At 69.6% G+C, this 26414-nt stretch carries 23 protein-coding genes; 19 read left to right on the top strand and 4 right to left on the bottom strand.

The window, feature by feature from the left end:
- Positions 1-60 precede the first annotated feature (60 nt).
- From xylG to AC0KUR_RS10140, 3 genes are read left to right on the top strand one after another with little or no spacing between them, the layout of a single operon-like run.
- Complete coding sequence (gene xylG, locus AC0KUR_RS10150; protein ID WP_473375821.1) at positions 61-1620, top strand: D-xylose ABC transporter ATP-binding protein; 1560 nt, start codon at positions 61-63, stop codon at positions 1618-1620.
- Positions 1617-2852, top strand: a complete 1236-nt coding sequence (locus AC0KUR_RS10145) for a sugar ABC transporter permease (RefSeq protein WP_473375820.1) — start codon at positions 1617-1619, stop codon at positions 2850-2852. Before xylG ends, AC0KUR_RS10145 begins: the two co-directional genes overlap by 4 nt.
- 35 nt (positions 2853-2887) lie before the next feature.
- Positions 2888-3202: a hypothetical protein gene (locus tag AC0KUR_RS10140; RefSeq protein ID WP_034191839.1), complete on the top strand. Its 315-nt coding sequence runs from the start codon at positions 2888-2890 to the stop codon at positions 3200-3202.
- Between the two features lie 60 nt (positions 3203-3262).
- Here the strand turns inward: AC0KUR_RS10140 and AC0KUR_RS10135 are convergent, their stop codons facing one another.
- Positions 3263-4219 (bottom strand): mannuronate-specific alginate lyase, encoded by a 957-nt coding sequence (locus tag AC0KUR_RS10135; protein ID WP_069704857.1) that lies wholly within the window; start codon positions 4217-4219, stop codon positions 3263-3265.
- Between the two features lie 178 nt (positions 4220-4397).
- Between AC0KUR_RS10135 and AC0KUR_RS10130 the strand changes: the two genes are divergently transcribed.
- From AC0KUR_RS10130 to AC0KUR_RS10105, 6 genes are all read left to right on the top strand, one after another.
- Positions 4398-5894: an ATP-binding protein gene (locus AC0KUR_RS10130; protein WP_473375905.1), complete on the top strand. Its 1497-nt coding sequence runs from the start codon at positions 4398-4400 to the stop codon at positions 5892-5894.
- Positions 5876-7261, top strand: a complete 1386-nt coding sequence (locus tag AC0KUR_RS10125; RefSeq protein ID WP_473375819.1) for a sigma-54-dependent transcriptional regulator — start codon at positions 5876-5878, stop codon at positions 7259-7261. The genes AC0KUR_RS10130 and AC0KUR_RS10125 overlap by 19 nt, the downstream gene beginning before the upstream one ends.
- Before the next feature lie 168 nt (positions 7262-7429).
- Positions 7430-8200, top strand: coding sequence for a hypothetical protein (locus AC0KUR_RS10120; RefSeq protein ID WP_473375818.1), 771 nt, complete (start codon positions 7430-7432; stop codon positions 8198-8200).
- Between the two features lie 40 nt (positions 8201-8240).
- The gene (locus AC0KUR_RS10115) at positions 8241-8786 is read left to right on the top strand and encodes a hypothetical protein (RefSeq protein WP_034191835.1); all 546 of its coding nucleotides are present in this window, start codon (positions 8241-8243) and stop codon (positions 8784-8786) included.
- A 13-nt stretch (positions 8787-8799) separates the two neighbouring features.
- Positions 8800-10065: an MFS transporter gene (locus AC0KUR_RS10110; protein WP_049032425.1), complete on the top strand. Its 1266-nt coding sequence runs from the start codon at positions 8800-8802 to the stop codon at positions 10063-10065.
- Between the two features lie 37 nt (positions 10066-10102).
- Entirely contained in the window at positions 10103-11356 is a 1254-nt protein-coding gene (locus tag AC0KUR_RS10105) for an arsenic transporter (RefSeq protein WP_473375817.1), read from the top strand.
- Between the two features lie 30 nt (positions 11357-11386).
- Here the strand turns inward: AC0KUR_RS10105 and AC0KUR_RS10100 are convergent, their stop codons facing one another.
- Positions 11387-13492: a TonB-dependent siderophore receptor gene (locus AC0KUR_RS10100; protein WP_473375816.1), complete on the bottom strand. Its 2106-nt coding sequence runs from the start codon at positions 13490-13492 to the stop codon at positions 11387-11389.
- A 401-nt stretch (positions 13493-13893) separates the two neighbouring features.
- On the opposite strand from AC0KUR_RS10100, the gene AC0KUR_RS10095 reads away from it, so the two are divergent.
- The 9 genes from AC0KUR_RS10095 to AC0KUR_RS10055 all read left to right on the top strand — a co-directional run bounded on the left by AC0KUR_RS10095 (position 13894) and on the right by AC0KUR_RS10055 (position 22970).
- Complete coding sequence (locus AC0KUR_RS10095) at positions 13894-15477, top strand: acetolactate synthase large subunit (RefSeq protein ID WP_473375815.1); 1584 nt, start codon at positions 13894-13896, stop codon at positions 15475-15477.
- Between the two features lie 49 nt (positions 15478-15526).
- A complete protein-coding gene (locus AC0KUR_RS10090; protein ID WP_034191831.1) occupies positions 15527-16339 on the top strand; it encodes an SDR family NAD(P)-dependent oxidoreductase in 813 nt (270 codons plus the stop codon).
- 15 nt (positions 16340-16354) lie between these two features.
- Positions 16355-17392 (top strand): WD40/YVTN/BNR-like repeat-containing protein, encoded by a 1038-nt coding sequence (locus AC0KUR_RS10085; protein WP_192387725.1) that lies wholly within the window; start codon positions 16355-16357, stop codon positions 17390-17392.
- Between the two features lie 12 nt (positions 17393-17404).
- Positions 17405-17920, top strand: a complete 516-nt coding sequence (locus AC0KUR_RS10080) for a VOC family protein (protein ID WP_034191829.1) — start codon at positions 17405-17407, stop codon at positions 17918-17920.
- A gap of 50 nt (positions 17921-17970) precedes the next feature.
- Positions 17971-18576, top strand: a complete 606-nt coding sequence (locus AC0KUR_RS10075; protein WP_473375814.1) for an amino acid synthesis family protein — start codon at positions 17971-17973, stop codon at positions 18574-18576.
- Positions 18577-18602: 26 nt separating this feature from the next.
- Positions 18603-19487, top strand: a complete 885-nt coding sequence (locus AC0KUR_RS10070) for an alpha/beta fold hydrolase (RefSeq protein ID WP_473375813.1) — start codon at positions 18603-18605, stop codon at positions 19485-19487.
- Positions 19484-21112 (top strand): bifunctional 3-(3-hydroxy-phenyl)propionate/3-hydroxycinnamic acid hydroxylase, encoded by a 1629-nt coding sequence (locus AC0KUR_RS10065; protein ID WP_473375812.1) that lies wholly within the window; start codon positions 19484-19486, stop codon positions 21110-21112. The genes AC0KUR_RS10070 and AC0KUR_RS10065 overlap by 4 nt, the downstream gene beginning before the upstream one ends.
- A complete protein-coding gene (locus AC0KUR_RS10060; RefSeq protein WP_124670014.1) occupies positions 21102-21434 on the top strand; it encodes an NIPSNAP family protein in 333 nt (110 codons plus the stop codon). Before AC0KUR_RS10065 ends, AC0KUR_RS10060 begins: the two co-directional genes overlap by 11 nt.
- A gap of 84 nt (positions 21435-21518) precedes the next feature.
- Entirely contained in the window at positions 21519-22970 is a 1452-nt protein-coding gene (locus AC0KUR_RS10055) for an NAD-dependent succinate-semialdehyde dehydrogenase (RefSeq protein ID WP_185732848.1), read from the top strand.
- A 42-nt stretch (positions 22971-23012) separates the two neighbouring features.
- On the opposite strand, the gene AC0KUR_RS10050 is transcribed toward AC0KUR_RS10055, so the two are convergent.
- Entirely contained in the window at positions 23013-23741 is a 729-nt protein-coding gene (locus tag AC0KUR_RS10050; RefSeq protein ID WP_034191825.1) for an IclR family transcriptional regulator, read from the bottom strand.
- Positions 23742-24053: 312 nt separating this feature from the next.
- Between AC0KUR_RS10050 and AC0KUR_RS10045 the strand changes: the two genes are divergently transcribed.
- Positions 24054-25109 carry a porin gene (locus tag AC0KUR_RS10045; RefSeq protein WP_124670012.1) on the top strand — a complete coding sequence of 352 codons (1056 nt, stop codon included), beginning with the start codon at positions 24054-24056 and terminating at the stop codon, positions 25107-25109.
- A gap of 57 nt (positions 25110-25166) precedes the next feature.
- On the opposite strand, the gene AC0KUR_RS10040 is transcribed toward AC0KUR_RS10045, so the two are convergent.
- Entirely contained in the window at positions 25167-26315 is a 1149-nt protein-coding gene (locus AC0KUR_RS10040) for a porin (protein ID WP_473375811.1), read from the bottom strand.
- Positions 26316-26414 lie beyond the last annotated feature (99 nt).

Here is a 26414-nt window from a genome sequence, read left to right as displayed (position 1 = left end):
CGGCGCGGTGCGCGGGCGGCCCACCGGCGCGTCCGCGCGCACACTGCGAGGCATGAGCGAATGACCGAACCCTTGCTGACGATGCGCGGCATCGTCAAGGAATTCGACGGCGTGAAGGCGCTGGACGGCATCGACCTGATGGTGCGGCCGGGCGAGTGCGTGGGGCTGTGCGGCGAGAACGGCGCGGGCAAATCGACGCTGATGAAAGTGCTGTCGGGCGTGTATCCGCACGGCACGTGGGACGGCGAGATCCGCTGGGAGGGCGCGCCGCTCGTCGCGTCCGGCGTGCGCGACACCGAGCGTGCGGGCATCGTGATCATCCACCAGGAATTGATGCTCGTGCCCGAGCTGTCGGTGGCCGAGAACATCTTCCTCGGCAACGAGATCACGCTGCCGGGCGGACGCATGAACTTCGCGGCGATGGTGCAGCGTGCCGAGGCACTGCTGCACGAACTGCGGATCGACTCGATCAACGTCGCCCAGCCGGTGATGAACTACGGCGGTGGGCACCAGCAACTGATCGAGATCGCGAAGGCGCTGAACAAGCGCGCGAAGCTGCTGATTCTCGACGAGCCGTCTTCGTCGCTGAGCGCGTCCGAAACGCGCATCCTGCTCGACATCGTGCGCGACCTGAAGCGCCGCGGCGTCGCGTGCGTGTACATCTCGCACAAGCTCGACGAGGTCGAGGCGGTGTGCGACACCGTGACCGTGATCCGCGACGGCCGTCACGTCGCGACCGAGCCGATGCGCGCGCTGACGACCGACCGGATCATCGCGATGATGGTCGGCCGCGAGATACGCGATCTGTATCCGCGCGAGCCGCACGATATCGGCGAGGTCGTGCTGGAGGCGCGCCACGTGACCTGCCGCGACGTGACGAACCCGCGCCGCAAGCGGGTCGACGACGTGTCGTTCAGCGTGCGGCGCGGCGAGATCCTCGGCGTCGCGGGGCTCGTCGGCGCGGGCCGTACCGAGCTGATGCAGGCGATCTTCGGCGCGTACCCGGGCGCGAGCACGGCGACCGTGCTGATGAACGGCCGGCCGTTGTCGATCCGGGCGCCTGCCGATGCGATCCGCGCCGGCATCGCGATGGTGCCCGAGGACCGCAAGCGTCACGGCATCGTGCCGCAGCTCGGTGTCGGCCACAACATCACGCTGGCGGTGCTGCGGCGCTTCGCGGTGCGCGGCCGGATCGACGCGGCGGCCGAGCTGGATGCGATCCGCACCGAGATGCAGCGGCTGTCGGTGCGCGCCGCGCATCCGTTCCTGCCGATCGCGAGCCTGTCCGGCGGCAACCAGCAGAAGGCCGTGCTCGCGAAGATGCTGCTGGCCGAGCCGCAGGTGCTGATTCTCGACGAGCCGACGCGCGGCGTCGACGTGGGCGCGAAGGCCGAGATCTACCGGCTCGTGTTCGCGCTCGCGAAGCGCGGCGTCGCGCTGATCGTCGTGTCGTCGGAAATGCCGGAGGTGCTCGGGCTCGCCGATCGCGTGCTGGTGATCGGCGAAGGCGAGCTGCGCGGGGATTTCGTCAACGAAGGCCTCACGCAGGAACAGATCCTCGGCGCCGCGCTGAAATCCGGCCGGCGGCCGACCGAACCCACCGCAGCGAGTGCGACATGAATCCAGAACTTTCCTCTTCCACCCCGGCGACGCAGGACGCGGACGCGCGCCGTTCAAGCGGCCACGACGCGGCGCACCCGGCAGGTCGTCCGACCGGCAGTCAGCTTCGCCAGGTCTTCGTGCGCTACAAGATCCTCGCGCTGCTGCTCGCGGTCGCGGCGATCTGGGCCTTCTTCTCGGTGCTGACCGACGGCGCGTTCGTCACGCCGCGCAACGTGTCGAACCTGCTGCGGCAGATGTCGATCACCGGCATGCTCGCCTGCGGGATGGTGTTCGTGATCATCGCGGGCGAGATCGACCTGTCGGTCGGTTCGCTGCTCGGGCTGCTCGGCGGCGTCGCGGCGATCCTCGACGTGAACCGTCACTGGCCGGTCGCCGCGACGGTGCCGGTGGTGCTCGCGCTTGGCGTGCTGATCGGGCTCTTCAACGGCTGGTGGTCGACCTATCGGCGCGTGCCGTCGTTCATCGTCGGGCTGGGCGGCATGCTCGCGTTTCGCGGGATCCTGCTCGGCGTGACGGGCGGCTCGACGATCGCGCCGGTATCCGACGGCTTCGTGTTCCTCGGGCAGGGCTACCTGCCGCGCGTGGCCGGGGACGGCCTCGCGCTGCTGCTGTTCGCGCTCGTCGCGCTGCTGGTCGTGCGCCAGCGCGGCACGCGGCGCCGCTACCGGCTCACGGTTGCGCCGCCGTGGCAGGACGCCGTCAAGATCGTGGGCGCGGGCGCGGTGCTGTTCGCGTTCGTCGCAACGCTCGACCGCTACGGCGGCATCCCGGTGCCGGTGCTGCTGCTGCTCGCGCTGCTCGGCATTTTCTCGTGGATCGCGACGCAGACCGTGTTCGGGCGGCGTATCTATGCGGTCGGCTCGAATCTCGAGGCGACGCGGCTGTCGGGCGTCGACACCGACCGCGTGAAGCTTGCGATCTTCGCGCTGATGGGGCTGATGTGCGCGTTCGCCGGCATCGTGAACACCGCGCGGCTCGCGGCCGGCTCGCCGTCCGCGGGCACGATGGGCGAACTCGACGCGATCGCCGCCTGCTTCATCGGCGGCACGTCGATGCGCGGCGGCTCGGGCACCGTGTACGGCGCGTTGATCGGCGCGCTGGTGATGGCAAGCCTCGACAACGGCATGTCGATGCTGGACGTCGACGCGTACTGGCAGATGATCGTCAAGGGCGCGGTACTGGTGCTGGCGGTGTGGATCGACGTGGTGTCGCGGTCGAACCGGCGGTGACGCAGCGTGCGGCCGCCCGTCAACGGGAGAGGGACATGAAGCGGAACACGGTGCCGATACCCGGCATCGCCATGCTGGCGGCGCCGGCCGGCGAACCGGGCCGCGGGCCGGTGCTCGGCCTCGACGATCCGCGCGACCGCCGGATCATCGCGGATGCACTGCGCACGCTGTTGCGCGAGCGCTCGGAAGCGCTCGCGTTCGCGATGCGCGTGGCGCGCGAGCACGATCGGCCGACGCCGGACGCGAACGATTTCGCGCTGACCGACATCATCCGGCTTGCGCGTATCGTCGAGCGCGCGGAGCGCGTCGGCGGCGCCGTGAACGAGGCTACGCACGAGGGCATGCGCTGACGCGCGGAACGGGGGGCGCAACACCGTCCGGGCGGTCGGCGTGACTCGACGCGCGGATCGTTACGGCAGCGGCGCACCCCACGCCGCGGTCACGTCGCCGCCGAGCCGCCATTCGCTGAACGGGCGGCGCGGCGCGATGATCGCGGGCAGCCGGCGATCGCCGAAGCGTGCGTAGTACGGCTCGACCCAGCTCAGTTCGTCGCGGAACGTCCACGGGAACAGGTCCTGCCTGACCGGCGTGATCTTCCTGAAACTGTCGGGGTTCTCCACCGCGTCGATCACGAGGTTGGCCAGGCGGCCGATCGCGCCGCCGTTCTCGCGATACAGGTCGATCTTGCGCCGGTGCACGAGCTCCGCCGCGAACACGAGCGGCAGCAGCGCGAAGGTGTGATAGTGCAGCGCGCGGTTGCCGCGCTTGACTTCCCGGGCCAGCGAACCGTCCGCGGCGATGTCGCGGATTCCTTCGCGCACGCGCAGCAGGCCCGAGTCGATCAGGCTCGCGTTGTCGGTCACGGTGCCGATGGCGATCAGGTCGAGGCCCGCCCAGTACACGAGGTTGTTGTGCAGGCGGTTGATTGCCTCCGAATCGCGGGTGGCGATCGCGATGCGTTCGAGCCACGGGTCGATCGCGTTGAATGGCGCGCGGTTCGCTTCGCGCACGCCGGGCGGCATGCGCAGGATCACCATCGCGAAGTCGGTGCCGGCCCACGAACGCTCGAAATATCCCTGATAGCCGGAGATCTTGCCCATCAGCGCATCCGATTGCGCCCAACTGTCGAGCAGCGTCAGCGCGCACGACCAGTCGGCGCGTTCCGCCGCGGCGTTCAGCTTCGCGACGAAATCGCGCATCGGCTTCACGTCGCGCGCGTAGCCGGTCGGGTCGTCGTAGTAACCGGGCGGATCGATCGTTCGCACCGGGGCGGGCACGTCGCAGGCGCGGCTCGCGGACGCGGCGCCGAACAGCGCACCGGCGGCGAACAAGGCGACGGAGAGTCTTCGGAAGGCAATGGCGCGCATGCTGTCCTCGAGGGGAAGGGGCGGGAGTGTCGAGCCGCAGGCAGTCTAGCGCTTGGTTCTTTCAGCGGCCTTTCCCGATGGCGACCGTTGCCGTCCGGCGCGACGCGTCGTATTCGCGCGGGTCCCGGCGTCGTATGCTTTACGTTATCCTGTCGCCCTCGACCGCATGCCCGATCCGATGAAGCGTCCGCCGTTCTCCACTCAACTCGTCATGCTCTGGGCGCTCGTCGCGGCGCTCTGCGCGACGCTGGTCGCGGTCGTCTGGGTCATGGCCAGTTCCGCCGAAGGGCAGCAGATCGCCGGTGCGCGGGCCGCGGGCGCAGCGGCCTGCGAAGCGGTCGCGTCGCGTTACGATACGTCCGCGCCGGCCGGCGCGCAGCCGGATGCCGCGCTGATGCATGCGATCCTCGATATCGTCCTCGCGCGCGCGCCGGACATGGAAGGCGGTTTCTGGACGGCGGGCGGCGGCGCCGCGGCGAGCGGTTTTCTCGCGTATTCCTTTCCCACCTATCAGGGCAGCGGCATCAAGCGCGACGTGCCGGACGCGGAAACGCCGCTGATTCTCCGCACGCTGCGCGCGGCCGCCGCGACGCGCGCCGCGACGTCGAACGCCGTCGAGGGCGCGCAGGACGCCGTGATCGCGGCGGCGTGCCCCGTCCGCGCCGGATCGGGCCTGTTCGTCTGGATGCTGACGCGCGCCCGCCCGCCGCTCGGCCGGCACGGCGAGCTGCTGGCGCTGGGCCTCGCCGGCGTGCTCGCGGTGATTCTCGCGATCGCGGCGGCGCTGGCCATCGGATTGCGCCGCTGGAAGCGCAATCTCGCGCGGATCGAGACCGGGCTCGGGCCCGACGGTCGCGAACCGCACCTGCCTTACGTCGGCGAGTCGGATCTCGACCGGATCATCGAGGCGTTCAACGCGCGCGCACGGCGTGCCGAACACCTGCAGCAGCAGGCCGCCGAACTCCGCACGCGGCTCGCGCAGGCGGAACGCTTCGGGATGCTGGGCAAGCTGGCCGCCCAGGTCGCGCACGAGATTCGCAACCCGATGGGCGCGATGCGGCTGAAAGCCGAAAACGCGCTGGCCGGCGACAGCGGGCGGCAGCAGGATGCGCTGCGCGTGATCCTGGCGCAGATCGAACGCATCGATGCGCAACTGTCCGGCCTGCTTGCGCTGACGCAGCCGGTCAGCCCGCATGCGACGCGGGTCGATGTCGACGTGTGGCTCGCGCAGGTCGTCGACGCGCACCGCGAGCTGGCGCAGCGCCGGTCGATCGAGCTAGTATGGTCGCGCGGCGAGCCTCGCGAACGCGTGGCGGAGCCCGCCGGTTTCCCCGTGTTCGATCCCGACCAGATGCGCCGCGCACTGGACAACCTGGTGCTCAATGCGCTGCGCCATGCCGGCGACGGCGGCGCGGTCACGCTGACCGCCGCGCGTCGCACCGATGCCGGACGCGACTGGCTGAGGATCACCGTGTCGGATACCGGCCCCGGCGTTCCCGCCGAGCAGCGCGACCGCATTTTCGAGCCGTTCGTGACGGGACGGGCGGACGGCACGGGCCTCGGTCTTGCGGTCGTCCGCGAAGTGGCCGCGGCGCACGGCGGCCAGGCCTGGCTCGACGACGTGCCGCGCGGCGCCTCCTTCGTCATTGAAATCCCATGGCAACCATCCTCATAGTCGACGACGACGCGGCGTTTCGCGATGGCCTGGCCGAGACGCTCGCCGATCTCGGCCATCGCGTCGTCGAAGCGGAGGCCGGGCAAGCGGCGTTGAGCGTGCTGCGCGATGGCGTCCGCGTCGATTGCATCTTTCTGGATTACCGCCTGCCCGACCTGGACGGGCTCGCGGTGCTCGCGCAATTGCGCGACGATCCCGCGCTGGCCGCGATTCCGGTCGTGATGCTGACCGCCCATGCGACCAGCGACAACACGATCGACGCGATGCGGCTTGGCGCGTTCGATCACCTGACCAAGCCGATCGGGCGCCGCGACATCGCGCAACTGCTCACGCGCGTCGTGTCCGCGAACACGCCGCCGGCGGCCGCCGAGCCGCACGGCGACGGGTTCGCGCGCGAACCGGTGTCGACCCGCCCCCGGCTGCTGGGCGTGAGCGCCGCGATGCGCGACGTGCAAAAGCAGATCGGCCGCGCCGCAACGAGCGACGCGACCGTACTCGTCACCGGCGAGACGGGTACCGGCAAGGAAGTGGCGGCTCGCGTGCTGCATGCGGCGTCGGCGCGGCATGCGCAGCCGTTCGTCGCGGTCAACTGCGCGGCGATTCCGGCCGATCTGCTCGAAAGCGAATTGTTCGGGCATCGTCGCGGCGCGTTTACCGGCGCGCATGCCGATCGCGCCGGACGGCTCGTCGAGGCCGACGGCGGCACGCTGTTTCTCGACGAGATCGGCGACATGCCCGCCGCGATGCAGGCCAAGCTGCTGCGCGCGCTGCAGGAGCGCCAGGTGACGCCGCTCGGTGCGGATCGTCCGACGGCGATCGACATTCGCGTGGTGGCCGCGACGCACCGCGATCTTGCCGCGGCGGTCGCGAACGGCACGTTTCGCGAAGACCTGTTCTATCGCCTGAACGTCATTCCGCTGCACTTGCCGCCGCTCGCGGAGCGCGTGGCCGACATCCTGCCGCTGGCCGCGCATTTCCTGGCGGGGGCGGCAGGCGCGCGTGCGTTGCACCTGACGAACGACGCGCAGCGGGCGTTGCTCGATCATCGCTGGCCCGGCAACGTCCGGGAACTGCGCAACGTGATGGAGCGGGCGGCCGCGCTGGCGCCCGGGCCGGCCATCGGTGCGGCCGATCTCGGGCTGGCCGCCGTGCCCGCGCTTCAGAACGGCAGCGACACGCTCGCGCTGCCGGCCTCGCTGTTCGACCTGCCGTTGCCCGATGCGCTGGCGGCGGTCGAGCGCGCCGCGATCCTGCGCGCGCTCGAGCGTGCGAACGGCAATCGCGCCGAGGCCGCGCGGCAGCTCGGTATCGGCCGGCAATCGCTCTACGCGCGCATGGCTCATCTGGGGATCGAGCGCGACGACTAGCCGCGCCGATGTGACTGTCGGAATCTCCGACAACGGCGGGTGAAACATGTCGGGAATCCCGACACGTCCCGCACGGTCCGTCGTCCGGAACACCGCCCGGCGGGCGCGCGCGTGCTGGCACGCGTGTTGCGAATATCGACGCATCGCAACCCGTTGCCGGAGCCCGCCATGATGTCGACCCCACTTGCCGCGCGTTCGCGGCCGCCGCGGCGCGCCGCCGTTCGCCGCACCGCTGCCGGACTGTGCGCCGTCGCGCTGCTTGCCGCGGCGACCGCCTGCGCCGCGCAGATTCCGCCCGCGCCGCGTGCGGACGAGCCGCCCGGCGCACCGCCGCGCGCCGGCCTCGACCCGGCGCCGCCGGTCGGCGTGCCCGGCGGCGGCATCGCTCCCGACGCGCTCGTGTCCGGCACGCTGGCACGCATGACGATCAACCCGGAAGGCGACGTCGACGGTTTCGTGCTGACCGACGGCACGCTCGTCCGCCTGCCGCCGCATCTCGGCACGCAACTGGTCGCGCTCGCGCGGCCGGGCGAGCGCGTCACGGTGGCCGGGGAACGCCGCCTCGGCGACGACCTCCACGCGCGCGTCGTGCGCAACGACCGCACCGGCGCGTCGCTGTCGGACCAGCCGCCGGCACCTGCCGCGCCGATGCCGCCCGCGCTGCGCGGCGTCAATCTGACCCGGATCAGCGTGTCCGGCGTCGTGCGGCGCGTCATGCGCGCGCCGCGCGGCGAGCCGGACGGCGTGATGCTCGACGACGGCGCGATCGTCAAGCTGACCGTGCCGGCCGCCCAGCAATTCGGCGGGCTGCTCGTGCCGGGCGCGCGCGTGGCCGCGGTCGGGTACGGCACGCGCAACGCCTATGGCGAAGCGCTGCAGGCCACCGCGTTCGGTGCGCCGGGCCGCGTCGTGAATCTCTATGACGACGTCGCGCGCTGACCGCGCGTCGTTTTCTCTTCATCCAATAAGGAGTCCTGCCATGCACTGGATCGATCCCGCCTGCCTGCCCGAAACGCGCGGCCGCGTCACGCAGTTCCTGCTCAACCCGCACGGCGACATCGACGGCCTGGTCCTGAACGGCGACCTGCAGGTTCACGTGCCGCCGCATCTGGGCCGCGAACTGGTTCGCCACATCGAGGTAGGCGACCGCATTCGCGTGCGCGGCGTCAAGATGCGCGGCGCCGAGACGATCGCCGCGGTGCAACTGACCGGGCGCCACGGCGTCGAGATCGTCGACGACGGGCCCGTGCACGGTGCGCCGAAGCCGCCGCATGGCGGCCGCAAGCCGATGGAGATGAGCGGCGAGGTCGCGTTCGCGCTGCACGGCCCGAAAGGCGAGCTGAACGGCGCGTTGCTGGCGAACGGTGCCGTGCTGCGGGTGCCGCCCCATGCGGCGGCCGAACTGAGCGACTATCTGCGCGCCGGTGTCCATGTCATGGCGTGGGGACAAGGCGTCGTCACGCGATACGGCGCCGTGCTCGATGTCAGCGAGATCGCCGAACTCGTCGATGCGGAAGACGAATGACCGCCCGTCGACCATGAAACCGACGCGCGCGCTCGAGGCGCTCAACTTTTTCCTGGCCGACGTGCAGGCCGGCATCGGCCCGTTCGTCGGCGTGATCCTGCTGTCGCGCGGCTGGAGTGCCGACGCGATCGGCTCGGTCATGACGCTGGCCGGGCTCGCCGCGATGGCCGCGACGCCGCCGGCCGGCGCGCTCGTCGATGCGCTGCGCGCGAAGCGCGCGCTGATCATCGTGGCCACCGCCGTGACGGCGCTCGCCTCGCTGGCGCTGATGGTCGCCGACGGCTATCCGGCGGTGGCGGCGTCGCAGATCCTGGCCGCCGTCGGCGGCGCGGCGCTGGCGCCGGCCGTCGCGGGCGTGACGCTCGGCATCGCGCGCCGGCAGGGTTTCGACCGGCAGTTCGGCCGCAACCAGATGGCGAACCACGCGGGCAACGTCGTGGGCGCGGCGCTCGCCGGCTGGCTCGGCTGGCATGCGGGATTCGACGCGGTGTTCGCGCTCGTCGCCGTGTTCACGATCCTCGCGATCGCGAGCACGCTGGCGATTCCCGGGCAGGCCATCGACCATGCGTGCGCGCGTGGCCTCGACACCGAGCCTGCCGCGCCGCGAACGCTTGCCGCGCACGACGACCGGCCCGCGGGCGCGCCGACGATGCGCGTCGGCGGCATGCGCACGCTGGCCTCGAACCGGCCGCTGGTCCTGCTCGGTGCGTCGCTCGCGCTGTTTCATCTCGGCAACGCGGCGATGCTGCCGCTCTACGGGATGGGCGTGGTCGCCACGCATCGCAGCAACGCGAGCATGTTCACCGCGCAGACCATCGTCATCGCGCAGCTCGTGATGATCGCGGCCGCGTGGCTCGCACCCCGGTTGATCCGCGCGCACGGCTATTGGCGCGTGCTGCTGCTGTCCTATCTGGTGCTGCCGGTGCGCGGCGCGCTCGCCGCCGTCCTGATGAGCGAGGCGGGCGTCTGGCCGGTGCAGGTGCTCGACGGTATCGGCGCCGGCCTGCAGAGCGTCGTCGTGCCGGCGCTCGTCGTACGCCTGCTGCACGGCTCCGGCCGCGTGAACGCCGGGCAGGGCGCCGTCGCGACCGCGCAGGGCATCGGCGCGGCGCTCAGTCCCGCGCTGGGCGGCGTGCTCGCGCAGCACTTCGGTTATCCGGCCGCATTCGTCGTGCTGGGCGCCGTGTCGACCGGGTCGCTCGCGCTCTGGCTCGGCCATGCGCGCGCGCTGAGCAGCGTGTGCGGCAAGCCGGCCGATCTGCCGGCCACGTCGTCATGAACGTGCCTGTCCTCTCCATGTCATTTCCGACTTGTCCATGAATTCCGTTTCGCTTGCATGGCTGATTTCCGCGCTCGCCACGGCGGGCGTCATCGCGCGTCCGTTCGGCTGGCCCGAGGCGACCTGGGCGGTGAGCGGCGCGCTGCTGCTGGTCGCATGCGGCCTGCTGCCCGTGCATCCGGCGCTCGAGGCCGTCGCGAAGGGCGGCGACGTGTACCTGTTCCTGACCGGCATGATGCTGCTGTCCGAGGTCGCGCGGCGCGAAGGGCTGTTCGACTGGGTCGCGACGCGCGTCGTCAATCGCGCGCAGGGTTCGCCCCGGCGCCTGTTCGCGCTCGTCTACCTGGTGGGCGCGGTGACGACGGTCTTCCTGTCCAACGATGCGACCGCCGTCGTGCTGACGCCCGCGGTCGTCGCGGCCGCGCGCCGCGCGAAGGCCGAGCCGCTGCCGCTGCTGTACATCTGCGCGTTCGTCGCGAACGCGGCGAGTTTCGTGCTGCCGATCTCGAACCCGGCGAATCTCGTGCTGTACGGCGCGCGCATGCCGCCGCTCGGCGCATGGCTGGACCACTTCGCGGTTCCGTCCGTCGTGTCGATCGCCTGCACGTACGGGATGCTGCGGATCACCCAGCGACACGCGCTGCGCGGTCGTTGCGAATCGGGCCTGCCGACGCGGCCGCTCACCGGCGGCGGCCGTATCGCGCTGGCCGGCATCGCGGTCACGGCCGCCGCGCTGATGGCGGTGTCGGCGCTCGATCTTCCGCTCGGGTTGCCGACCGCGGCGGCGGGTGTCGTCACGGTCGCGTGCGTGCTGGTTCGGGATCGCACGGCCGCCGTGCCGATCGTTCGCGCGATTTCATGGAGCGTGTTGCCGCTCGTCGCCGGGCTGTTCGTTCTGGTCGAGGCGCTCGACCGGAGCGGCGCGGTGCGTGCGCTGGCCGGGCTGCTGCGCGCGCTGACGGCAAGCGGCGAGCAGACCGCCGCGGCCGTGGCGGGCGTCGCGATCGCGCTGGCGTCGAATCTGGTCAACAACCTGCCGGCCGGACTCCTCGCGAGCTCGACGATCGACGCCGCGGGCAGCCCGCACCGGGTGATCGACGCGATCCTGATCGGCGTCGACCTGGGGCCGAACCTGTCCGTGACCGGATCGCTCGCGACGATCCTGTGGCTCGCGGCTATCCGGCGCGAGGGGCTGCAGGTCGGCTTCCGCGCGTTCCTTGCGGTCGGCGCGTGCGTGATGTTGCCGGCCCTGCTGCTCGCGCTCGCCGCACGGCTCGCGCTCGGCGCGTGACCGCGGTACGCGGCGGCCGGCCGATTCCGGCTAGAACGCGTAGGCGAGCGACGCGAACAGGCTGCGCGGCGCGCCTGGCGTGACCCACAGGCTGTTGTAGGAGCTGACGTAGGTGGTGCGGTTGAACAGGTTGTTCAGCACGACCGACGCGCGCAGATGCTTGTCGATCTGCACATAGCCGTTCAGCTGCACGGTCGCATAGGCCGGCAGGTCGAACCCGTCCTGCGTGTTCGCGGTATTGCCGGCCCGGCGTCCGACGTAGATCACGCCGGCGCCGGCGCCGGCCTTGTCCGCGAACGGCACCGCGGTTTCGTACAGGAGCAGCGCGCTGCCGCTCAGGCGCGGAATGTCGACGAGGCGTGCGCCGGGCGTCAGCACCGCGTCGCGCGTGACCGCGGCATCGACATAGGCGACGTTGACGAGGCCGCGCACGCCGTGACCCAGGTCGCCGTTCCATTCGAATTCGACGCCGCGGCTGCGCACCTCGCCCGCCGCGCGGGAGAAGCCGGCGTTGGCCGGATCGGCGGTCAGCACGTTGCGCTTGTTGACGTGGAATGCCGCGACGGTGGCGAGCCAGCGTGCGCCGGCCCATTTCGCGCCGACTTCGTAGCCATGCCCCTTCTCCGGATCGAACGCGCGGCCGTTTACGTCGGCGCCGTTGTTGGGCCGGAACGAATACGCGGTGTTCGCATACAGCGACAGCGCGGGGCTCATCTCGTACACGATGCCGAGGCGCGGACTCAACGCGGTCTGCAACTGGTGGCTCGTCGTGCCTTTCAGGCGGTTCTCGACCGACTGGTGAAAGCGATCCCAGCGCAGCCCCGCGAGGATTTTCCAGTGCGGCCCGAACGCGAGCGTGTCCTGCGCATAGACGCCCTGGCCGTCGTCGCGCTCGAGCAGGTTGGTCGCGGTGCGCGGCACGGGCGCCGGCTGGCCGTAGACGGGATCGAAGATGTCGATCGCATACGGCGCGGCGGCCGTGGGTGTCGAGCGCGCGACGAACTGGTCGTAGTTGAAGCGGTACGCGTCGATACCCAGCACGAGCGTGTGGCCGATGCCGCCGGTGCGGAACTTGCCGGCCGTTTCGAGGCGGCCCTGCAGGTCGTTCGAGTGAAACGCGACTTGCCGGTAGCGGCGCCACAGCGTGCGGCCGTCCGGCTGCAGCGCGAATGCCTCGGACGAGCGGCCGGACAGGTCGGTGGTGCGCTGCGCGAAGCCGGCGTTGACCGACCAGTTCGCATCGACGCGATGCTCGAGCGTGAACTGATGGCCCGTGTTGCGCACGTCGAAGTCGCCGTCGCGCGGCTCGCCGAGGAAGCGCGACGCGGGAATCGCGCCGAGCTGCCCGCCCACCGCGACCACGCCGCGATCGAGCGGCGCGCGCTGGCGCACGCTCTCGAATTCGTAATGGAGCGTCGTGTCCGCGCCGATGTCCCACGTGAACGACGGCGCGAACAGGTAGCGCTTGCTCGACACCGTATCGCGGAAGCTGCCGTTGTTCTCGTTCATCGCGACGAAGCGGTACGCGAGCGATTTCGTCACGGGGCCGGTCGAATCGAGCGTCTCGCGCAACGCGCCATAGCTGCCGGCCGACACGCCGACGGTATTCGCGCGCGTGAACTGCGGCTGCTTCGTCGTGTAGCTGATGAGGCCGCCCGGATCGCCGCGCCCGTACAGCGCCGACGCCGGCCCCTTGAGCACTTCCATGCGCTCGAGGTTGACGGTGTCGCGCGGGACGCCGATGCCGCGATTCCACGAAAAGCCGTTGACGAGGTAATCGGTGCCGGACGTGTTGCCGTCGCCGGCGAAGCCGCGCACCGCGTAGTTGTCCCACAGCCCGCCGAAGCTGTTTTGCCGCGCGACGCCCGCGACCCAGTCGTACAGGTCCTCGCCGCGTGTCGCCGCGACGGTCCGCACGAGTTGCGCATCGACGCTGCTGACCGCGAACGGGATCTCCATCACGTCCGCGTCACCACGCGTGGCGCTCGTCGAGTCACGCGTGCGAAACGGCGCGCTCGCGCGCTGCCCGGCGATCTCGATGGTCGGCAGCGTCGCCTCCTGCGCGTCGGCGGTGCCCACGCCGGCCGCGCCGACGACGATGGCCATCGGTGCGGCCGCCCATTTCTTCCTGCTCATACCCTGTCCTTTGATGTGGTTGGCGTTCGGGCAGGGCTGACGGTTGGGCATCGGCATCTGTGTTCCAAACGGTACATTTGCGCGGAAATTTAATGCAAATGAGAGGCATTTGCAATCGTAAGCTCGCATTTTTGTGTGCGACGCGATGCGGCTCGCCACAGGCACGCGGCCATGGAAGTTGGCGTAATCGGTGGATTTCATGAATTCCGAATGGCGGGAATTTACGACGAGCTCAGGACATGGCAAATCGCTGGGGTTGAGCCTTGATAGCACTATCCAGTCGAATTTTTTCCGGGTAAACGAGGATCGGTTTGGCGTTATTCGCGCACTGGCGAGTTTGACAAATCCCGTAATTCGGGATTAAAGTGATATCCACTTCATTCAAACCGTCGAGCGGACGCATGAACATCCCACAGTTGGACATCGATGCCGGAACACGAAGCGGGGCGGGCGTCGTGCTCGCCACGGCGCGCGACGCGGGCGTCGACGTCTGTTTTGCGAACCCCGGTACCACCGAGATGCCGTTCGTCGGTGCGCTGGATACCGTGGCGGGCGTGCGCCCGATCCTCGGGCTGTTCGAGGGCGTATGCACCGGGGCGGCCGACGGTTACGGCCGCATGGCCGGCAAACCCGCGATGACGCTGCTGCACCTCGGGCCCGGGCACGCGAACGGCATTGCGAACCTGCACAACGCGCGCCGCGCCCGCACGCCGATCCTGAACATCGTCGGCGATCACACGCGCGATCATCTGAAGTACGACGCGCCGCTCACGTCCGACATCGAATCTCTCGCCCGCCCGGTGTCGGTGTGGTATCGCAGCGTGGCACGCGCCGCGGATCTCGCGACGGATACGGCCGACGCGATTGCGGCCGCGATGGGCGCGCGGCGCGGCGTCGCGACGCTCGTGCTGCCGGTGGATCTGCAGTCGGTCGCGGTGCGCGGCGGTTCGGTGTCGCCGGCCGTCGTTCGCGCGGCCGCGGTGTCGTTCGACCGAACCCGGGTCGAGCGGGTCGCCGATCAGTTGCTCGGCGGCCTGCCGGCCGTGCTGCTGCTGGGCGGCCGCGCGCTGTCGGCACGCGGGCAGCGCGCGGCGGCGCGCATCGCGGCGGCGACCGGCGCGACCTGCTTCGGCGAGACGTTTCCGGCGCGCGCCGAGCGCGGCGGCGGCCTGCCGGACATCGACCGCCTGCCGTATTTCCCCGAGCCGGCGCTCGCCGCGCTGGCCGGCCGGCGCGTGGTGCTGGCGGGGGCGCTCGCTCCCGTCACGTACTTCGGCTACGAAGGCATTCCCGGCGAACTCGCGCGCCCCGAGGACATCGTGACGCTGGCCGAGCCGGGCGACGCGGCGGACGACGCGCTGGACGCGCTGGCCGCGCGCATCGGCGCGCCGGAGGGCGCCGGCGGCGTGCCCGTCGAGCGCTGGCAGGTGGAAAGCGGGCCGCTGACGCCGCAAGCCGTCGGTCGCGTGCTGGCGAATGCGTTGCCCGACGACGCGATCGTGTCGATCGAGGGCGGCACGTGCGGTTATCCGTTCGTGACCGCGTCGGCGCGCGCGCGCCGTCACACGATCCTCACGAATACCGGCGGCGCGATCGGCCAGGGTTTGCCGGTGGCGCTCGGCGCCGCCGTCGCGTGCCCGGCACGCCGCGTGTTCGCGCTGCAGTCCGACGGCAGCGCGCAGTACACGATCCAGTCATTGTGGACGATGGCGCGCGAGCGTCTGCCGATCGTCATGCTGATCGCCTCGAACCGGCGCTACGGCATCCTGCAGACCGAGCTCGCACGCGGCGGCCTGCCGGCCGACACGCCGCACGCGAGCCGCCTGACGCTGCTGGACGATCCGCCGATCGACTGGCTCGCGCTGTCGCGCGGCTACGGCGTACCGGCCGAGCGTACGAGCACGGTGCAGGCGCTGTCCCAGGCGCTCGACGACGCACTCGCGCACACCGACGGGCCGCGGCTCATCGAAATGTGCCTGCCCTGATCGCGCCGCCCGCCGATTTCTTCACTCCCGACTCTGATCTTTCATCGTTATGGACCTGCAACTCCACGGAAAAGCCGCATTCATCACCGGCGGCAGCATGGGCATCGGCAAGGCGGTCGCGCTCGAACTGGCGCGCGAAGGCGTCAACGTCGCCATTGCCGCGCGACGCCTCGAACACCTCGAGGCCGCCGCCGCCGAGATTCGCGCGACGCTCGCGCCGCTGGGCGACGCGGCCGGCGCGATCCTGCCCGTCACGCTCGACACGACCGACATGGCGTCCGTCGAAGCGGCGATGGCGGCGAGCGTCGAACGTTTCGGCCGGCTCGACATCCTGCTGAACGGCGCCGCGCATCCGGGCGGCCTCGTGCGCGCGGAGCTGGAGCACGCGGATCCGCAGGGGCTGCTCCAGGACATCGACATCAAGGTCGTCGGCTACCTGCGTTGCGCGAAGGCGGCAGCGCCCTACATGCGGCGCCACGGTTTCGGCCGGATCGTCAATGTCGGCGGGCTCACGGGCCGCGGCAGCAAGCAGTTGTCCGGCATGCGCAACGTCGCGATCGTGCACCTGACCAAGACGCTGTCCGACCAGCTCGGCCCGTTCGGCATCACGGTCAACACGATTCACCCGGGCGTCGTCGAGACGCCGCACATTCACGAGCTCTACGAGAAGGAAGCGCGGAAGCAGGGGCTGACGGCCGCGGAGGTCGAGGCCAACTACGTGAAGGTCACGCCGATCCGGCGCGTGCTGCAGCCGGAGGAAATGGGATGGATCGTGGCGTTTCTCGCGTCCCCGAAGTCCGGCTCGATCACCGGCGAGTCGATCGGCTGCGACGGCGGGCTCACGCGCGGCATTTTTCTCTGACACAAGGAGCATCGCATGACCGCAACCGTACTGGTCGCCACCGCCGGACAAGGCATCCTGCGCTCGAACGACGACGGCAAGACCTGGCATCGCCTCGGGCTGGACGAGCCCATCGAGTTCGACGGCATCGTGCGCGCGCTCGCGGTGGACCCCGCGACGCCGTCGCGGGTGTATGCCGGCGCCGATTCGGGGCTGTGCATCAGCGAGGATGGCGGCGCGCACTGGTTTCGCCCCGAGAACCTGCTGAACGGGCAGACAGTCTGGTCCATCGCGATCGATCCCGCGAATCCGGCCGTGCTGTATGCGGGCACCGGCGCGCCGTCGCGCGCCGCGCTCTACAAGTCGAGCGACGCGGGTCTGACCTGGGCGCGAACGGCTCCCGAGTTCCCGGAGTTCTGTTCGGGCGTCAATCGTCCGCGGCTGCTGACGATCTGCGTGGACCCGGAAGACGGCCGCAACGTGTGGTACGGCGTGGAGGAAGGCGGCGCATGGCGCAGCCGCGACGCCGGTGCGACCTGGACGCGCGTGGACGGCCCCGGCACGGCGATCCGCAACAGCGACATTCATGCGATCGCCGTGCTGCCCGCCGGGCCGCACCAGCCGAAGACGACGGTGCTGCTGACGGTGAACGCGGTGCACGTGAGCGACGACGACGGCCTGACCTGGGACGGCAAGCTGTCGCGCGACCGCTTCGACGGGCTGTACTACACGCGCACGGTCGTCCCGCTGGCGGCGCCCGGCGGCGACCTGCTGATGGCGATCGGCGACGGTACGCCGGGCACGCGCAGCCGTATCTACCGCTCGCCCGATCGCGGCCGTGCATGGCACGAGACGGATCTGCGCACGCCGCCGAATTCGACGTTCTGGGCATTTGGCGTCCATGCGGCGCGGCCCGGGCTCGTCTATGCGGGGACCAAGTACGGGCACCTGTTCCGTTCGCACGACGGCGGCCGGAGCTGGACCAAGGAATGGCGCGATTTCAGCGAGATCACGGCCGTGGCGTGGACGCCGTTCGAAGCGCCGCTCGTCGCCCACGCGCAGTCGACGCATTGAGCGGAGCGAGCGATGACCCAGCCTGACCTCCAGCAACGGGCGGCGCATGCGAACGCGCTTGGGCTGCCGCTGCCGGTACCGCGCGTGCAGCGCACGCACCTGTCGCTGTTCGTGCGCGATCCGGTGCGATCGAGCATCTGGTATGCCGACGTGCTCGGCATGACGGAAACCGCTCGCGGCGAGCAGTGGGTGTTCATGTCGTTCGGCCAGAAACACCATGACATCGCGCTGATTCGCGCGGCGTCCGATGCGGAACTCGGCACGATCGGCCTGCAGCACTACGGCCTCGAAATCGCGGGCGGCCTGTCCGAACTGCGCCGGCTGTACGGGATGCTGATCCGTCGCGACGTGCCGATCGTGAAGATCACCGATCACAAGGTCGGGATCGGCGTGTATTTTCCGGACCCGGACGGCAACCGGCTCGAATTCTTTTGCGAAACCGTCACGGACGACGAGGAAGGCAAGCGCGTGCTGCACCGGTACAACGCGCCCAGCGATCCCTTCCAGCTCGAACCGCTGTTCGACTGACGCGCCGTCCATTCATTCCGACATCATCGATACTTTATAGAGGATTACTGATGAGCAAGATCGCCAATTTCGAAGGCTTTCATATCCGCAAGTGGTATACGCAGATCGAGGATTCGCTCGCGAACGAGACCGGCCAGCTCGCGGACGGCGAGCCGCTGCGCAAGATCGTGATCGCCGCGGCCGTTCACAACCCGTATGCGGGGCGGTACAGCGAAAATCTTGACGATCTCGTACGCCCGTCGTCGGCGCTCGGGCAGGAGTTCGCGCGACGCATCGCGTCGCTCGCGGCGGGCCAGGCGATCGAGAGCTACGGCAAGGCGTGCCTGGTCGGCTCGGCGGGCGAATACGAACATGGCAACGCGTTCCTCACGTCGATCTTCGCGGAGCCGATCCGTGCCGCGCTCGGCGGCGGGAAGTCGTGGGTGCCGTCGAGCGGCAAGCGCGGCCCGATCAACACGGTGATCGACGTGCCGCTCGCGCACAAGGATGCGCTCTACGTGCGCTCGCATTACGACACGGTGACCTGCCTGTTTCCCGACGCGCCCAACGACGACGAAGTGCTGGTGATCTTCGCGTTCGCGACGCGCGGCCGCCTGCACGCGCGGCTCGGCGGCCTGAAGGCGAGCGAGATCGTCGGTCGCGACGGCCTGGTGTGAAAGCAGGGGCTGCCGGAGAGCGAATGATGAATACGGTGTCCGTCAAGGATGGATGGGTCGAGAGCGACGGGTTGCGGCTGCACTACGTGAGCTGGGGGCGCGACGATGCGCCGGCCGTGGTGATGCTGCACGGCTTGCGCAGCTACGCGCGGACGTGGGAGCCCGTCGCCGACGCGCTGGCCGACCGCTACCGGGTCGTTGCGCTCGATCAGCGCGGGCGCGGGCTGAGCGACTGGGATCCGCGGCGGGACTATTACGCGGCGGCCTACGTGCGCGATCTCGATGCGCTGGTGCGCGCGCTCGACCTGCGACGATTCGTGCTGGCCGGGCATTCGATGGGTGGCGCCAATGCGTTCGTCTACGCGGCATCGAATCCGGACCGGCTTGCCGGTCTCGTGATCGAGGACATGGGCCCGGGCGCGTCGGCCGGCTCGCAAGGTGCCGAGCGCATCAAGCGCGAGCTGCAGGAAACGCCGGACGCGTTCGCGTCGTGGGACGACGCGCGCGCATTCTGGCGGCATCAGCGGCCGAACATCGCGGAATCCGCGCTCGATTCGCGGGTCGCACACTCGCTGAAGGAAGACGCGCACGGACGGATCGTGTGGCGGCACGACGCCGCCGGGATCGCGGCGGCACGGCTGGCCGCGACGCCGGAGCAGCTCGTCCATCTGTGGCCGCTCGTCCTCAACCTGCACGTGCCCACCCTGCTGTTGCGCGGCGGCGCGTCGGACTTCCTGTCCGCGGAAGTGGCGGCCGAAATGGCGGCCGCCAATGCGGGAATCGGACGGATCGACCTGCCCGGCGCGACGCATTACGTGCATGACGACCAGCCCGATGCATTCAATCGCGCACTGCGATCATGGCTCGATCGTCTCGACGATCCGGCGTGGCGGACGGGGGCCGACGCATGAAGGCGAACAATCCGGAGCGGACCTCGGTCGCGATCGTCGGCGCGGGGCCGAACGGCGTGGCGATGGCGAATCTGCTCGGCCTCTACGGCATCGCGACGGTGATCGTCGAGAAGGCCGCGGAGATCGTCGAATTTCCGCGCGCGGTCGGCATCGACGACGAAGCGTTGCGGATGTTTCAGACAGCGGGGCTCGCCGACGAACTGAGCCGCGACATCATCCAGAACGTGCCGCTGCGCATGTTCAAGGCGAACGGCGAATGCTTTGCCGATATCCGCCCGTCGATCCGCGAATTCGGCTGGTGGCGGCGCAACATCTTCATGCAGCAACTGGCCGAACGAACGCTGCGCGCCGGGCTGGCCCGCTATCCGCACGTGTCGCTGCGGACCAGTCAGGAAGTGGTGGATGTCGAACAGGACGACGGAGGCGTCACGTTGCAGGTGCGCCGCGCGGACGGCCGGCAGTACGCGCTCCAGGCCGACTACGTGGTCGCGGCCGACGGCGGACGCAGCCCGATGCGCGAGCTGCTCGGCGTCATGCTCGCCGGCACGACGCATCCGATCAAGTGGGTCGTGGTCGACGTGAAGAACGCCGGCCTCGACCAGCCTTGCACGGCGCTGAACTGCGACCCGCGCCGCCCGAACGTCTGCATCTATCTGCCGTTCGATTTCCGGCGCTGGGAATTTCTCGTGTTTCCGCACGAGGACGAAGCGGCGATCGCCCAGCCCGACTCGATTCGCGCGCTGATCGCGCCGTACGTCGACGACATCGATCGCGTCGAGATCGTGCGGGCGCGCACCTACACGCACCATTCGCGCGTGGCCGAGCGTTTCATCGTCGGTCGCGTGGCGTTCGTCGGCGATGCCGCGCACCTGAGTCCGCCGTGGATCGGCCAGGGCCTGAACGCGGGCCTGCGCGACGTGGGCAACCTCGCGTGGAAGCTGGCCGGCATCGTCCGTGGCGCGTTGCATCCCGGCGTGATCTCGACGTACGAATCCGAGCGGCGCGATCACGCGAAGGCGATGATCGACCTCGCGGACACCTTCGGCGCGATGCTGATGCCGACCAACCGGCTCGTCGCGTTTCTGCGCGATCGCGTTCTCGGGCTCGTCCGCTTTGCACCGGGGCTGAAGGACTACATCCTGCAGATGCGGTTCAAGCCGATGCCGAGCTACACGCGCGGCATCGTGCTGCCGGGCGGCTCGGATGCGGTCGGCAGGATGATCGTGCAGCCCGACGTCGAAACGGCCGATGGCCTGCGCCGCAAACTCGACGACGTGCTGGGCCCGTGGTTCTCGATCGTCGGCTGGCAGTGCGATCCGCAAGCGTGCCTGAGTGACGACGATCGTGCGTACTGGACGTCGCTCGGCGCGACCTTCGTGCAGGTCAGCCGTTCGCGCAGCGGGACGAGTCGCGCCCGGCGCGTGACCAGCGTGCACGGCAGCGCTTGCGTCGAGGACGTCGACAACGCGCTGGCGGCATGGTTCGACCGGCATGCCGGCCCGCTCGTGGTGGTGCGCCCCGATCGCTACGTGGCGGCGCAGACGGACGCCGCGGGGATGGCCCGCGCGACCGCGGCCTTTCAGGCGTTCGCGCCGCGACAACGGGAGGAAGCGCATGTTTGTTGAGCAACGCACCTATACGCTGGTGCCGGGCGGCGTCGCCGAATATCTGCGGCTGTATGCGGAATGCGGGCGCGCCGCGCAGGAGCGGGCACTCGGCACGATGATCGGCTGTTTCGCGACGGAAGTCGGGCCGCTGAACCAGCTCGTCTATCTGTGGGCATTCGATTCGCTCGACATGCGTGCGCGGCGGCGGGCCGCGCTGATGGCCGATCCCGAGTTCGGGACGTTCCGCGGCAAGGTCCGGCATCTGCTCGTCAGGCAGGAAAACCAGATTCTCCGGCAGGAAATCGGCGGCTTGCTGCAAGCGCCGCAACAGGCGGCGTGACACGACCGTCGCACCGTCCGCGCCCACCGCGCACTTTCAACCGAGGGTACCGTCTTGATTCCGTTTACGCCGCTGACTTCGCGCATGGTGCCTGATGCGTGCGCCGATTACCCGCCGCTTCGTCTGTATGTCGATGGACGGTTCCTGCCGGCCGACGGCCGGCGCACGCAGCCCGTCGTCGATCCGGGCAACGGCCGCGTGCTCGGCGACCTGCCGCATGCGACGCGGGCCGATATCGACGCCGCCGTGCATGCCGCGCATCGCGCGTTCGCGGCATGGCGCCGCGAGTCGCCGCTCGTGCGCTCGGACATCCTGCGGCGCGCCGCTTCGCTCGTGCGCGAGCGCGCCGAGTCCATCGGCCGCCACATTACGATGGACCAGGGCAAGCCGCTTCGCGAGGCGGTCGCGGAGGTCGTGTCGTCCGCGGAACAGCTCGAATGGCACGCGGAGGAGGGGCGTCGCACCTACGGCCGCGTCGTGCCCGCGCGTTCGCCGGACGTGATGCAGACGGTGCTGCGGGAGCCGATCGGCGTGTGCGCGGCGTTTTCGCCGTGGAATTTCCCGTTCAGCCAGGCGATGCACAAGATCGCGGCCGCGCTTGCGTCGGGGTGCACGCTGGTGCTGAAGGGGCCCGAGGAATCGCCGAGCGCGATCGTCGCGCTCGCGCACCTCTTCCACGATGCGGGGTTGCCGCCGGGCTGCCTGAACATCGTGTGGGGTGTGCCGGGCGACGTATCGACGCAGCTGATCGAGGCGCCGCAGGTGCGCAAGATCTCGTTCACCGGTTCGGTGCCGGTCGGCAAGCGGCTGGCGGCGCTCGCCGCGTCGCACATGAAGCGCATGACGATGGAGCTGGGCGGACACGCACCCGTGATCGTCTGCGCGGATGCCGAGATCGAGCGCGCCGCGACGATGCTGGCCGCGTACAAGTTTCGCAATGCCGGGCAGGTGTGCGTGTCGCCGACGCGGTTCTTCGTGCAACGCGCGGTATTCGACCGCTTCGTTGCCGCGTATCTGGAAGCGGTCGGCAAGATCCGCGTCGGCTACGGACTGGAGGAGGGCGTCACGATGGGGCCGCTCGCGCATGCGCGGCGCGTGTCGGAGATCGACGCGTTCGTCGCCGACGCGAAGGCGAACGGCGCGGCGATCGTCGCGGGCGGCACGCGTTTGCCGGGGCCCGGCCATTACTTCGCGCCGACGGTCGTCGTGGCGCCGCCGCGCGAGGCGCGCCTGATGAACGACGAGCCGTTCGGCCCGATCGTCGGGATCGTGCCGTTCGATGCACTCGACGATGCGCTCGCCGAGGCCAATCGTTTGCCGTTCGGCCTGGCGTCGTATGCATTCACGACATCGGTACGCAACGCGCACCGCATCGGCCGCGCGCTCGAGGCCGGCATGGTCAACATCAATCACTTCGGCATGGGGCCGGCGGAGATCCCGTTCGGCGGCGTGAAGGACAGCGGCTTCGGCAGCGAGGGAGGCACGGAGACCTTCGACGGTTATCTGGTCACCAAATTCATCACGCAACTGAACTGACGGTGCGCACGCCGGCGCCCGCGCGCGGCGTCGCGCCAGCCTTCAGGTAGCTTCGCCGATCTGCGCGGTGGCGTCGATCAGCAGCTTGCCGAGCACGTGCTCGTCGAACAGCGCGAAGTGCTCGGCGCGGAAGACCAGCGACAGGCTGCTGTTGATCTCGCCGCTGCTGGCGGTGCGGATCGGGGCGGCGATGCCGACGAAACCGGCGTCGAGTTCGCCGCGCGAGATCCAGTAGCCGGTCTCGACGATCTGCTGGCAGTGCCGCCAGAACTGCGTCCAGTCGGCCGCGAACTCGCCGAACGCGGCATTGTGCCGTTCGTGCAGCCGTTTCAGGCGCGCGCGCGACATCGCGGCCACGATCACTTTCGACGACGCGCCCTGGAACAGCGGCATGATGCGGCCGCGGCCGAAACCGAGCTGCAGATTCTCGGCGCCGGTTTCGTGCATGACGTTGATGATCTGTTCGTCGAACAGCGTCGACACGAGCGCATCGCCGCCGGTGACCTGGACCAGTTTCTGGATGACGGGCTTCGCGGCGGTGAGCGTCGGGTCCGACTGCCGCATGTTGTAGTCGAGATGGATGATGCGCGGGCCCAGCGTATAGCGGCCGTTGGTGCCGACGAGCAGGCCGACGGAAGCCAGTTCCTTCACGTAGCGATAACACGTGGTGCGTGAAAAACCCAGGTGTTCGGCGATTTCCTCGGCGGTCATCGACGTCGCGGACGAAGAGAAGACGTCGAGGATGGACAGCATTTTGGTGAGGCTCGACATGACGTGATCCGGAAATCAGGCGGCTTGCGGCAATGGAACGGGACGATCGGAAACGGCTCGCGCCGCGCCGCGGTCGCGGGCGACGCGACACATCGGCGACGGCAGGGCCGTAGTCTAACTTAAGTCGTGGCGGCGGCAACGGGACTCGCATCAAGGAAGGCGCGTGACACATGCCACTGACGGTCCCGAGATCGCGTCGCGTCGAATCGATATGGAATCCTATGTTGACGATGAAGATGACGCAACCCGGTACGGCCTGCGTGCGGTCCGGCTCGCGGACGCGACGCGCGAAAATTCGATGAGGAGAAGAAGATGGGAACGTGGTTGAAGATGATGGCGCTGTGCGGCTGCGGTGCCGTTTCGCCGGTGTTCGCGCAGTCGAGCGTGACGCTCTACGGTTCGCTGGACACCGGCATCACCTATACGAGCGACGTCGCATCCGCGCCGCACGGCGGCCGCCAGCTCGCGCTCCAGGCGGGCGTGTCGCGCAACGACGTGTGGGGTCTGACGGGCAGGGAAGATCTCGGCGGCGCCAACTTCGCGGTATTCCGGCTCGAAAGCCAGTTCCAGACATCGGACGGCACGCTGACCGTGCCGGGCTCCGCGTTTAGTTCGCAAGCCTACGTCGGGCTCGGCGGCGACTGGGGCACCGTGACGCTCGGGCGCCAGTTCGATTTCGTCGGCGATCTCATGCCGTCGTTCGCGATCGGCGCGAACACGCCGGCCGGGCTGCTCGCGTGGGGCTTGCCGGCGAACGCGTCGGCGGGCGGCGCGCTCGACAACCGCGTGTGGGGTGTGCAGGTGAACAACGCGGTGAAGTACGTGAGTCCGACGTTCGGCGGTGTCGCGTTCGGCGGCATGTGGGGGTTCGGCAACGTGCCCGGCACGGTCGCGCGCGGCAGCGTGCAAAGCGCGATGCTGTCCTACACGCAAGGTGCATTCAGCGCCGCGCTCGCCTATTTCGGCCAGCACGACGTGACGGCCGGCGGCAATCTACGCAACTTCTCGGGCGGGGCCGGCTACAACGTCGGGGCGTTCCGCGTCTTCGGCATGGTGTCGGACGTCCGGATCAGCGCCGCCGCGCCGCTGCGCGCCACCACCTACGACGCCGGGTTGACCTATGCGGTCACGCCCTCGTTGCAGCTCGGCGGCGGTTTCCAGTACCAGCAGCGCGGCGGGGACATCGGCTCGGCCAACCAGATCACGCTGAGCGCCGACTATTCGCTGTCGAAGCGCACCGGGCTGTACGCTGTGTTCGCGCGCGGGCACGACAGTGCTTACGGCGCCCAGGTCGAAGCCGCGCTCGGCGCAGCGGCGGCAGGCGCGTCGCAGACGGCGGTGCGCGTCGGGGTGCGGCATCAGTTCTGACCGCACGGGAAAGCCCGGGTTGCCGCGTGCGGCAACCCGGCCCGCGGGTCGCCGCGCTCAGAACCGGTGCATCATCCCGATCCGCAGCGCCAGCTGGTTGCGGCCCGACGACTGCCCGGCCGTGCCGAGCACGTGCGCGTAGTCGAAGTCGGTACCGGTGTTGCCGGTTGCATGCTGGTACGCACCCTGGATGTAGGTCGATGTCCGCTTGCTGAGGTCGTAGTCGAGCATCATCGACAACTGGTGCCAGCTCGGCGATACGTCGCCGGCCGTCGTGGCGACATGCGCGTGCGTGAACGTATAGGCGGCGCCGAGCCAGAGGTCCGGCCGGAAGAAATACTGGCCGTTGACCTCGAAGTTGTCGAATTTCCACGCGTTCTGCGTGCCTGCCGCGGGCGGGTTCGCGAAGTAGAGATTCGACTCGGGGTGGGTCACGTCGACGTGCGAATACGCGGCGGAGAGCGTGAACGTGTCGCTGAACTTGTATGACGCGCCGGCATCGATGTTCTGCTGCGAGCGGCCGCTGAATACCGTGTCGTCGCTCGACAGCGCGCCGCCCGCGGTCGCGCCGCCGTTGTTCGCCTTCAGGTAGGCGACGGCGGCGGAGAACGCGCCCATCTGGTACTGCACGGCCGCGCTGTAGACGCGGTTTCGCGCGAAGCCGCCCGCCTGGTTCGAGAGGCCGTAGAGCACTTCGCCCTTGAAGCCGGCATACGCGGGCGACACGTACTTGACGCTGTTCTGGATGCGGTAGTCCCAGTCGGCGTTGTCGTTGTCGTACGGGTGCGCGCCGAAGTCGCCGAGCCAGTTTCCGGTGGCCGTGAACGGGCTCCACATGTCGAGCGTGGGGTCGTACTGGCGGCCGAGCGTGAGCGTGCCGAACCGGTCGGAATCGAGGCCGACATAGGCCTGCCTGCCGAACATCCGGGACGTCACGCCGAGCGCGCCCGTACTTGCGTTGAAGCCGTTTTCGAGCTGGAACAGCGCTCTCAGGCCGCCGCCGAGGTCTTCGGTGCCTTTGAGTCCCCAGTTGCTGCCGACGGTGTCGCCGCTGACCATCTGGTAGGCCTTGCTGCCGCCCGCGTTGCTCGTGAAATTGACGCCTTCGTCGATCAGCCCGTACAGCGTCACGCTGCTCTGCGCATGGGCCGTCAAGCCGAATCCCATCGCGCCGGCGGCCGATACGGCCGCAATCATCTTCTTCATCGTCGATCTCCAGGTGAGCGCCGGATTGCCGGCGCGGTACCGGTTTCGAGGGCGTGCAAGGGCATCGGACGCCCGAACCGGTCCGGTAGTAGTTAGTAA

The organism is Burkholderia sp. YHN3-13 (assembly GCF_055810675.1).
Note: the sequence above shows the minus strand (reverse complement) of the source record. Positions and strands in the feature narration are given on the sequence as shown.

Coding starts and splice junctions, on each gene's coding strand:
- xylG (WP_473375821.1), top strand. CDS start 61: ATGACCGAACCCTTGCTGACGATGCGCGGCATCGTCAAGGAATTCGAC.
- AC0KUR_RS10145 (WP_473375820.1), top strand. CDS start 1,617: ATGAATCCAGAACTTTCCTCTTCCACCCCGGCGACGCAGGACGCGGAC.
- AC0KUR_RS10140 (WP_034191839.1), top strand. CDS start 2,888: ATGAAGCGGAACACGGTGCCGATACCCGGCATCGCCATGCTGGCGGCG.
- AC0KUR_RS10135 (WP_069704857.1), bottom strand. CDS start 4,219: ATGCGCGCCATTGCCTTCCGAAGACTCTCCGTCGCCTTGTTCGCCGCC.
- AC0KUR_RS10130 (WP_473375905.1), top strand. CDS start 4,398: ATGAAGCGTCCGCCGTTCTCCACTCAACTCGTCATGCTCTGGGCGCTC.
- AC0KUR_RS10125 (WP_473375819.1), top strand. CDS start 5,876: ATGGCAACCATCCTCATAGTCGACGACGACGCGGCGTTTCGCGATGGC.
- AC0KUR_RS10120 (WP_473375818.1), top strand. CDS start 7,430: ATGATGTCGACCCCACTTGCCGCGCGTTCGCGGCCGCCGCGGCGCGCC.
- AC0KUR_RS10115 (WP_034191835.1), top strand. CDS start 8,241: ATGCACTGGATCGATCCCGCCTGCCTGCCCGAAACGCGCGGCCGCGTC.
- AC0KUR_RS10110 (WP_049032425.1), top strand. CDS start 8,800: ATGAAACCGACGCGCGCGCTCGAGGCGCTCAACTTTTTCCTGGCCGAC.
- AC0KUR_RS10105 (WP_473375817.1), top strand. CDS start 10,103: ATGAATTCCGTTTCGCTTGCATGGCTGATTTCCGCGCTCGCCACGGCG.
- AC0KUR_RS10100 (WP_473375816.1), bottom strand. CDS start 13,492: ATGAGCAGGAAGAAATGGGCGGCCGCACCGATGGCCATCGTCGTCGGC.
- AC0KUR_RS10095 (WP_473375815.1), top strand. CDS start 13,894: ATGAACATCCCACAGTTGGACATCGATGCCGGAACACGAAGCGGGGCG.
- AC0KUR_RS10090 (WP_034191831.1), top strand. CDS start 15,527: ATGGACCTGCAACTCCACGGAAAAGCCGCATTCATCACCGGCGGCAGC.
- AC0KUR_RS10085 (WP_192387725.1), top strand. CDS start 16,355: ATGACCGCAACCGTACTGGTCGCCACCGCCGGACAAGGCATCCTGCGC.
- AC0KUR_RS10080 (WP_034191829.1), top strand. CDS start 17,405: ATGACCCAGCCTGACCTCCAGCAACGGGCGGCGCATGCGAACGCGCTT.
- AC0KUR_RS10075 (WP_473375814.1), top strand. CDS start 17,971: ATGAGCAAGATCGCCAATTTCGAAGGCTTTCATATCCGCAAGTGGTAT.
- AC0KUR_RS10070 (WP_473375813.1), top strand. CDS start 18,603: ATGAATACGGTGTCCGTCAAGGATGGATGGGTCGAGAGCGACGGGTTG.
- AC0KUR_RS10065 (WP_473375812.1), top strand. CDS start 19,484: ATGAAGGCGAACAATCCGGAGCGGACCTCGGTCGCGATCGTCGGCGCG.
- AC0KUR_RS10060 (WP_124670014.1), top strand. CDS start 21,102: ATGTTTGTTGAGCAACGCACCTATACGCTGGTGCCGGGCGGCGTCGCC.
- AC0KUR_RS10055 (WP_185732848.1), top strand. CDS start 21,519: ATGGTGCCTGATGCGTGCGCCGATTACCCGCCGCTTCGTCTGTATGTC.
- AC0KUR_RS10050 (WP_034191825.1), bottom strand. CDS start 23,741: ATGTCGAGCCTCACCAAAATGCTGTCCATCCTCGACGTCTTCTCTTCG.
- AC0KUR_RS10045 (WP_124670012.1), top strand. CDS start 24,054: ATGGGAACGTGGTTGAAGATGATGGCGCTGTGCGGCTGCGGTGCCGTT.
- AC0KUR_RS10040 (WP_473375811.1), bottom strand. CDS start 26,315: ATGAAGAAGATGATTGCGGCCGTATCGGCCGCCGGCGCGATGGGATTC.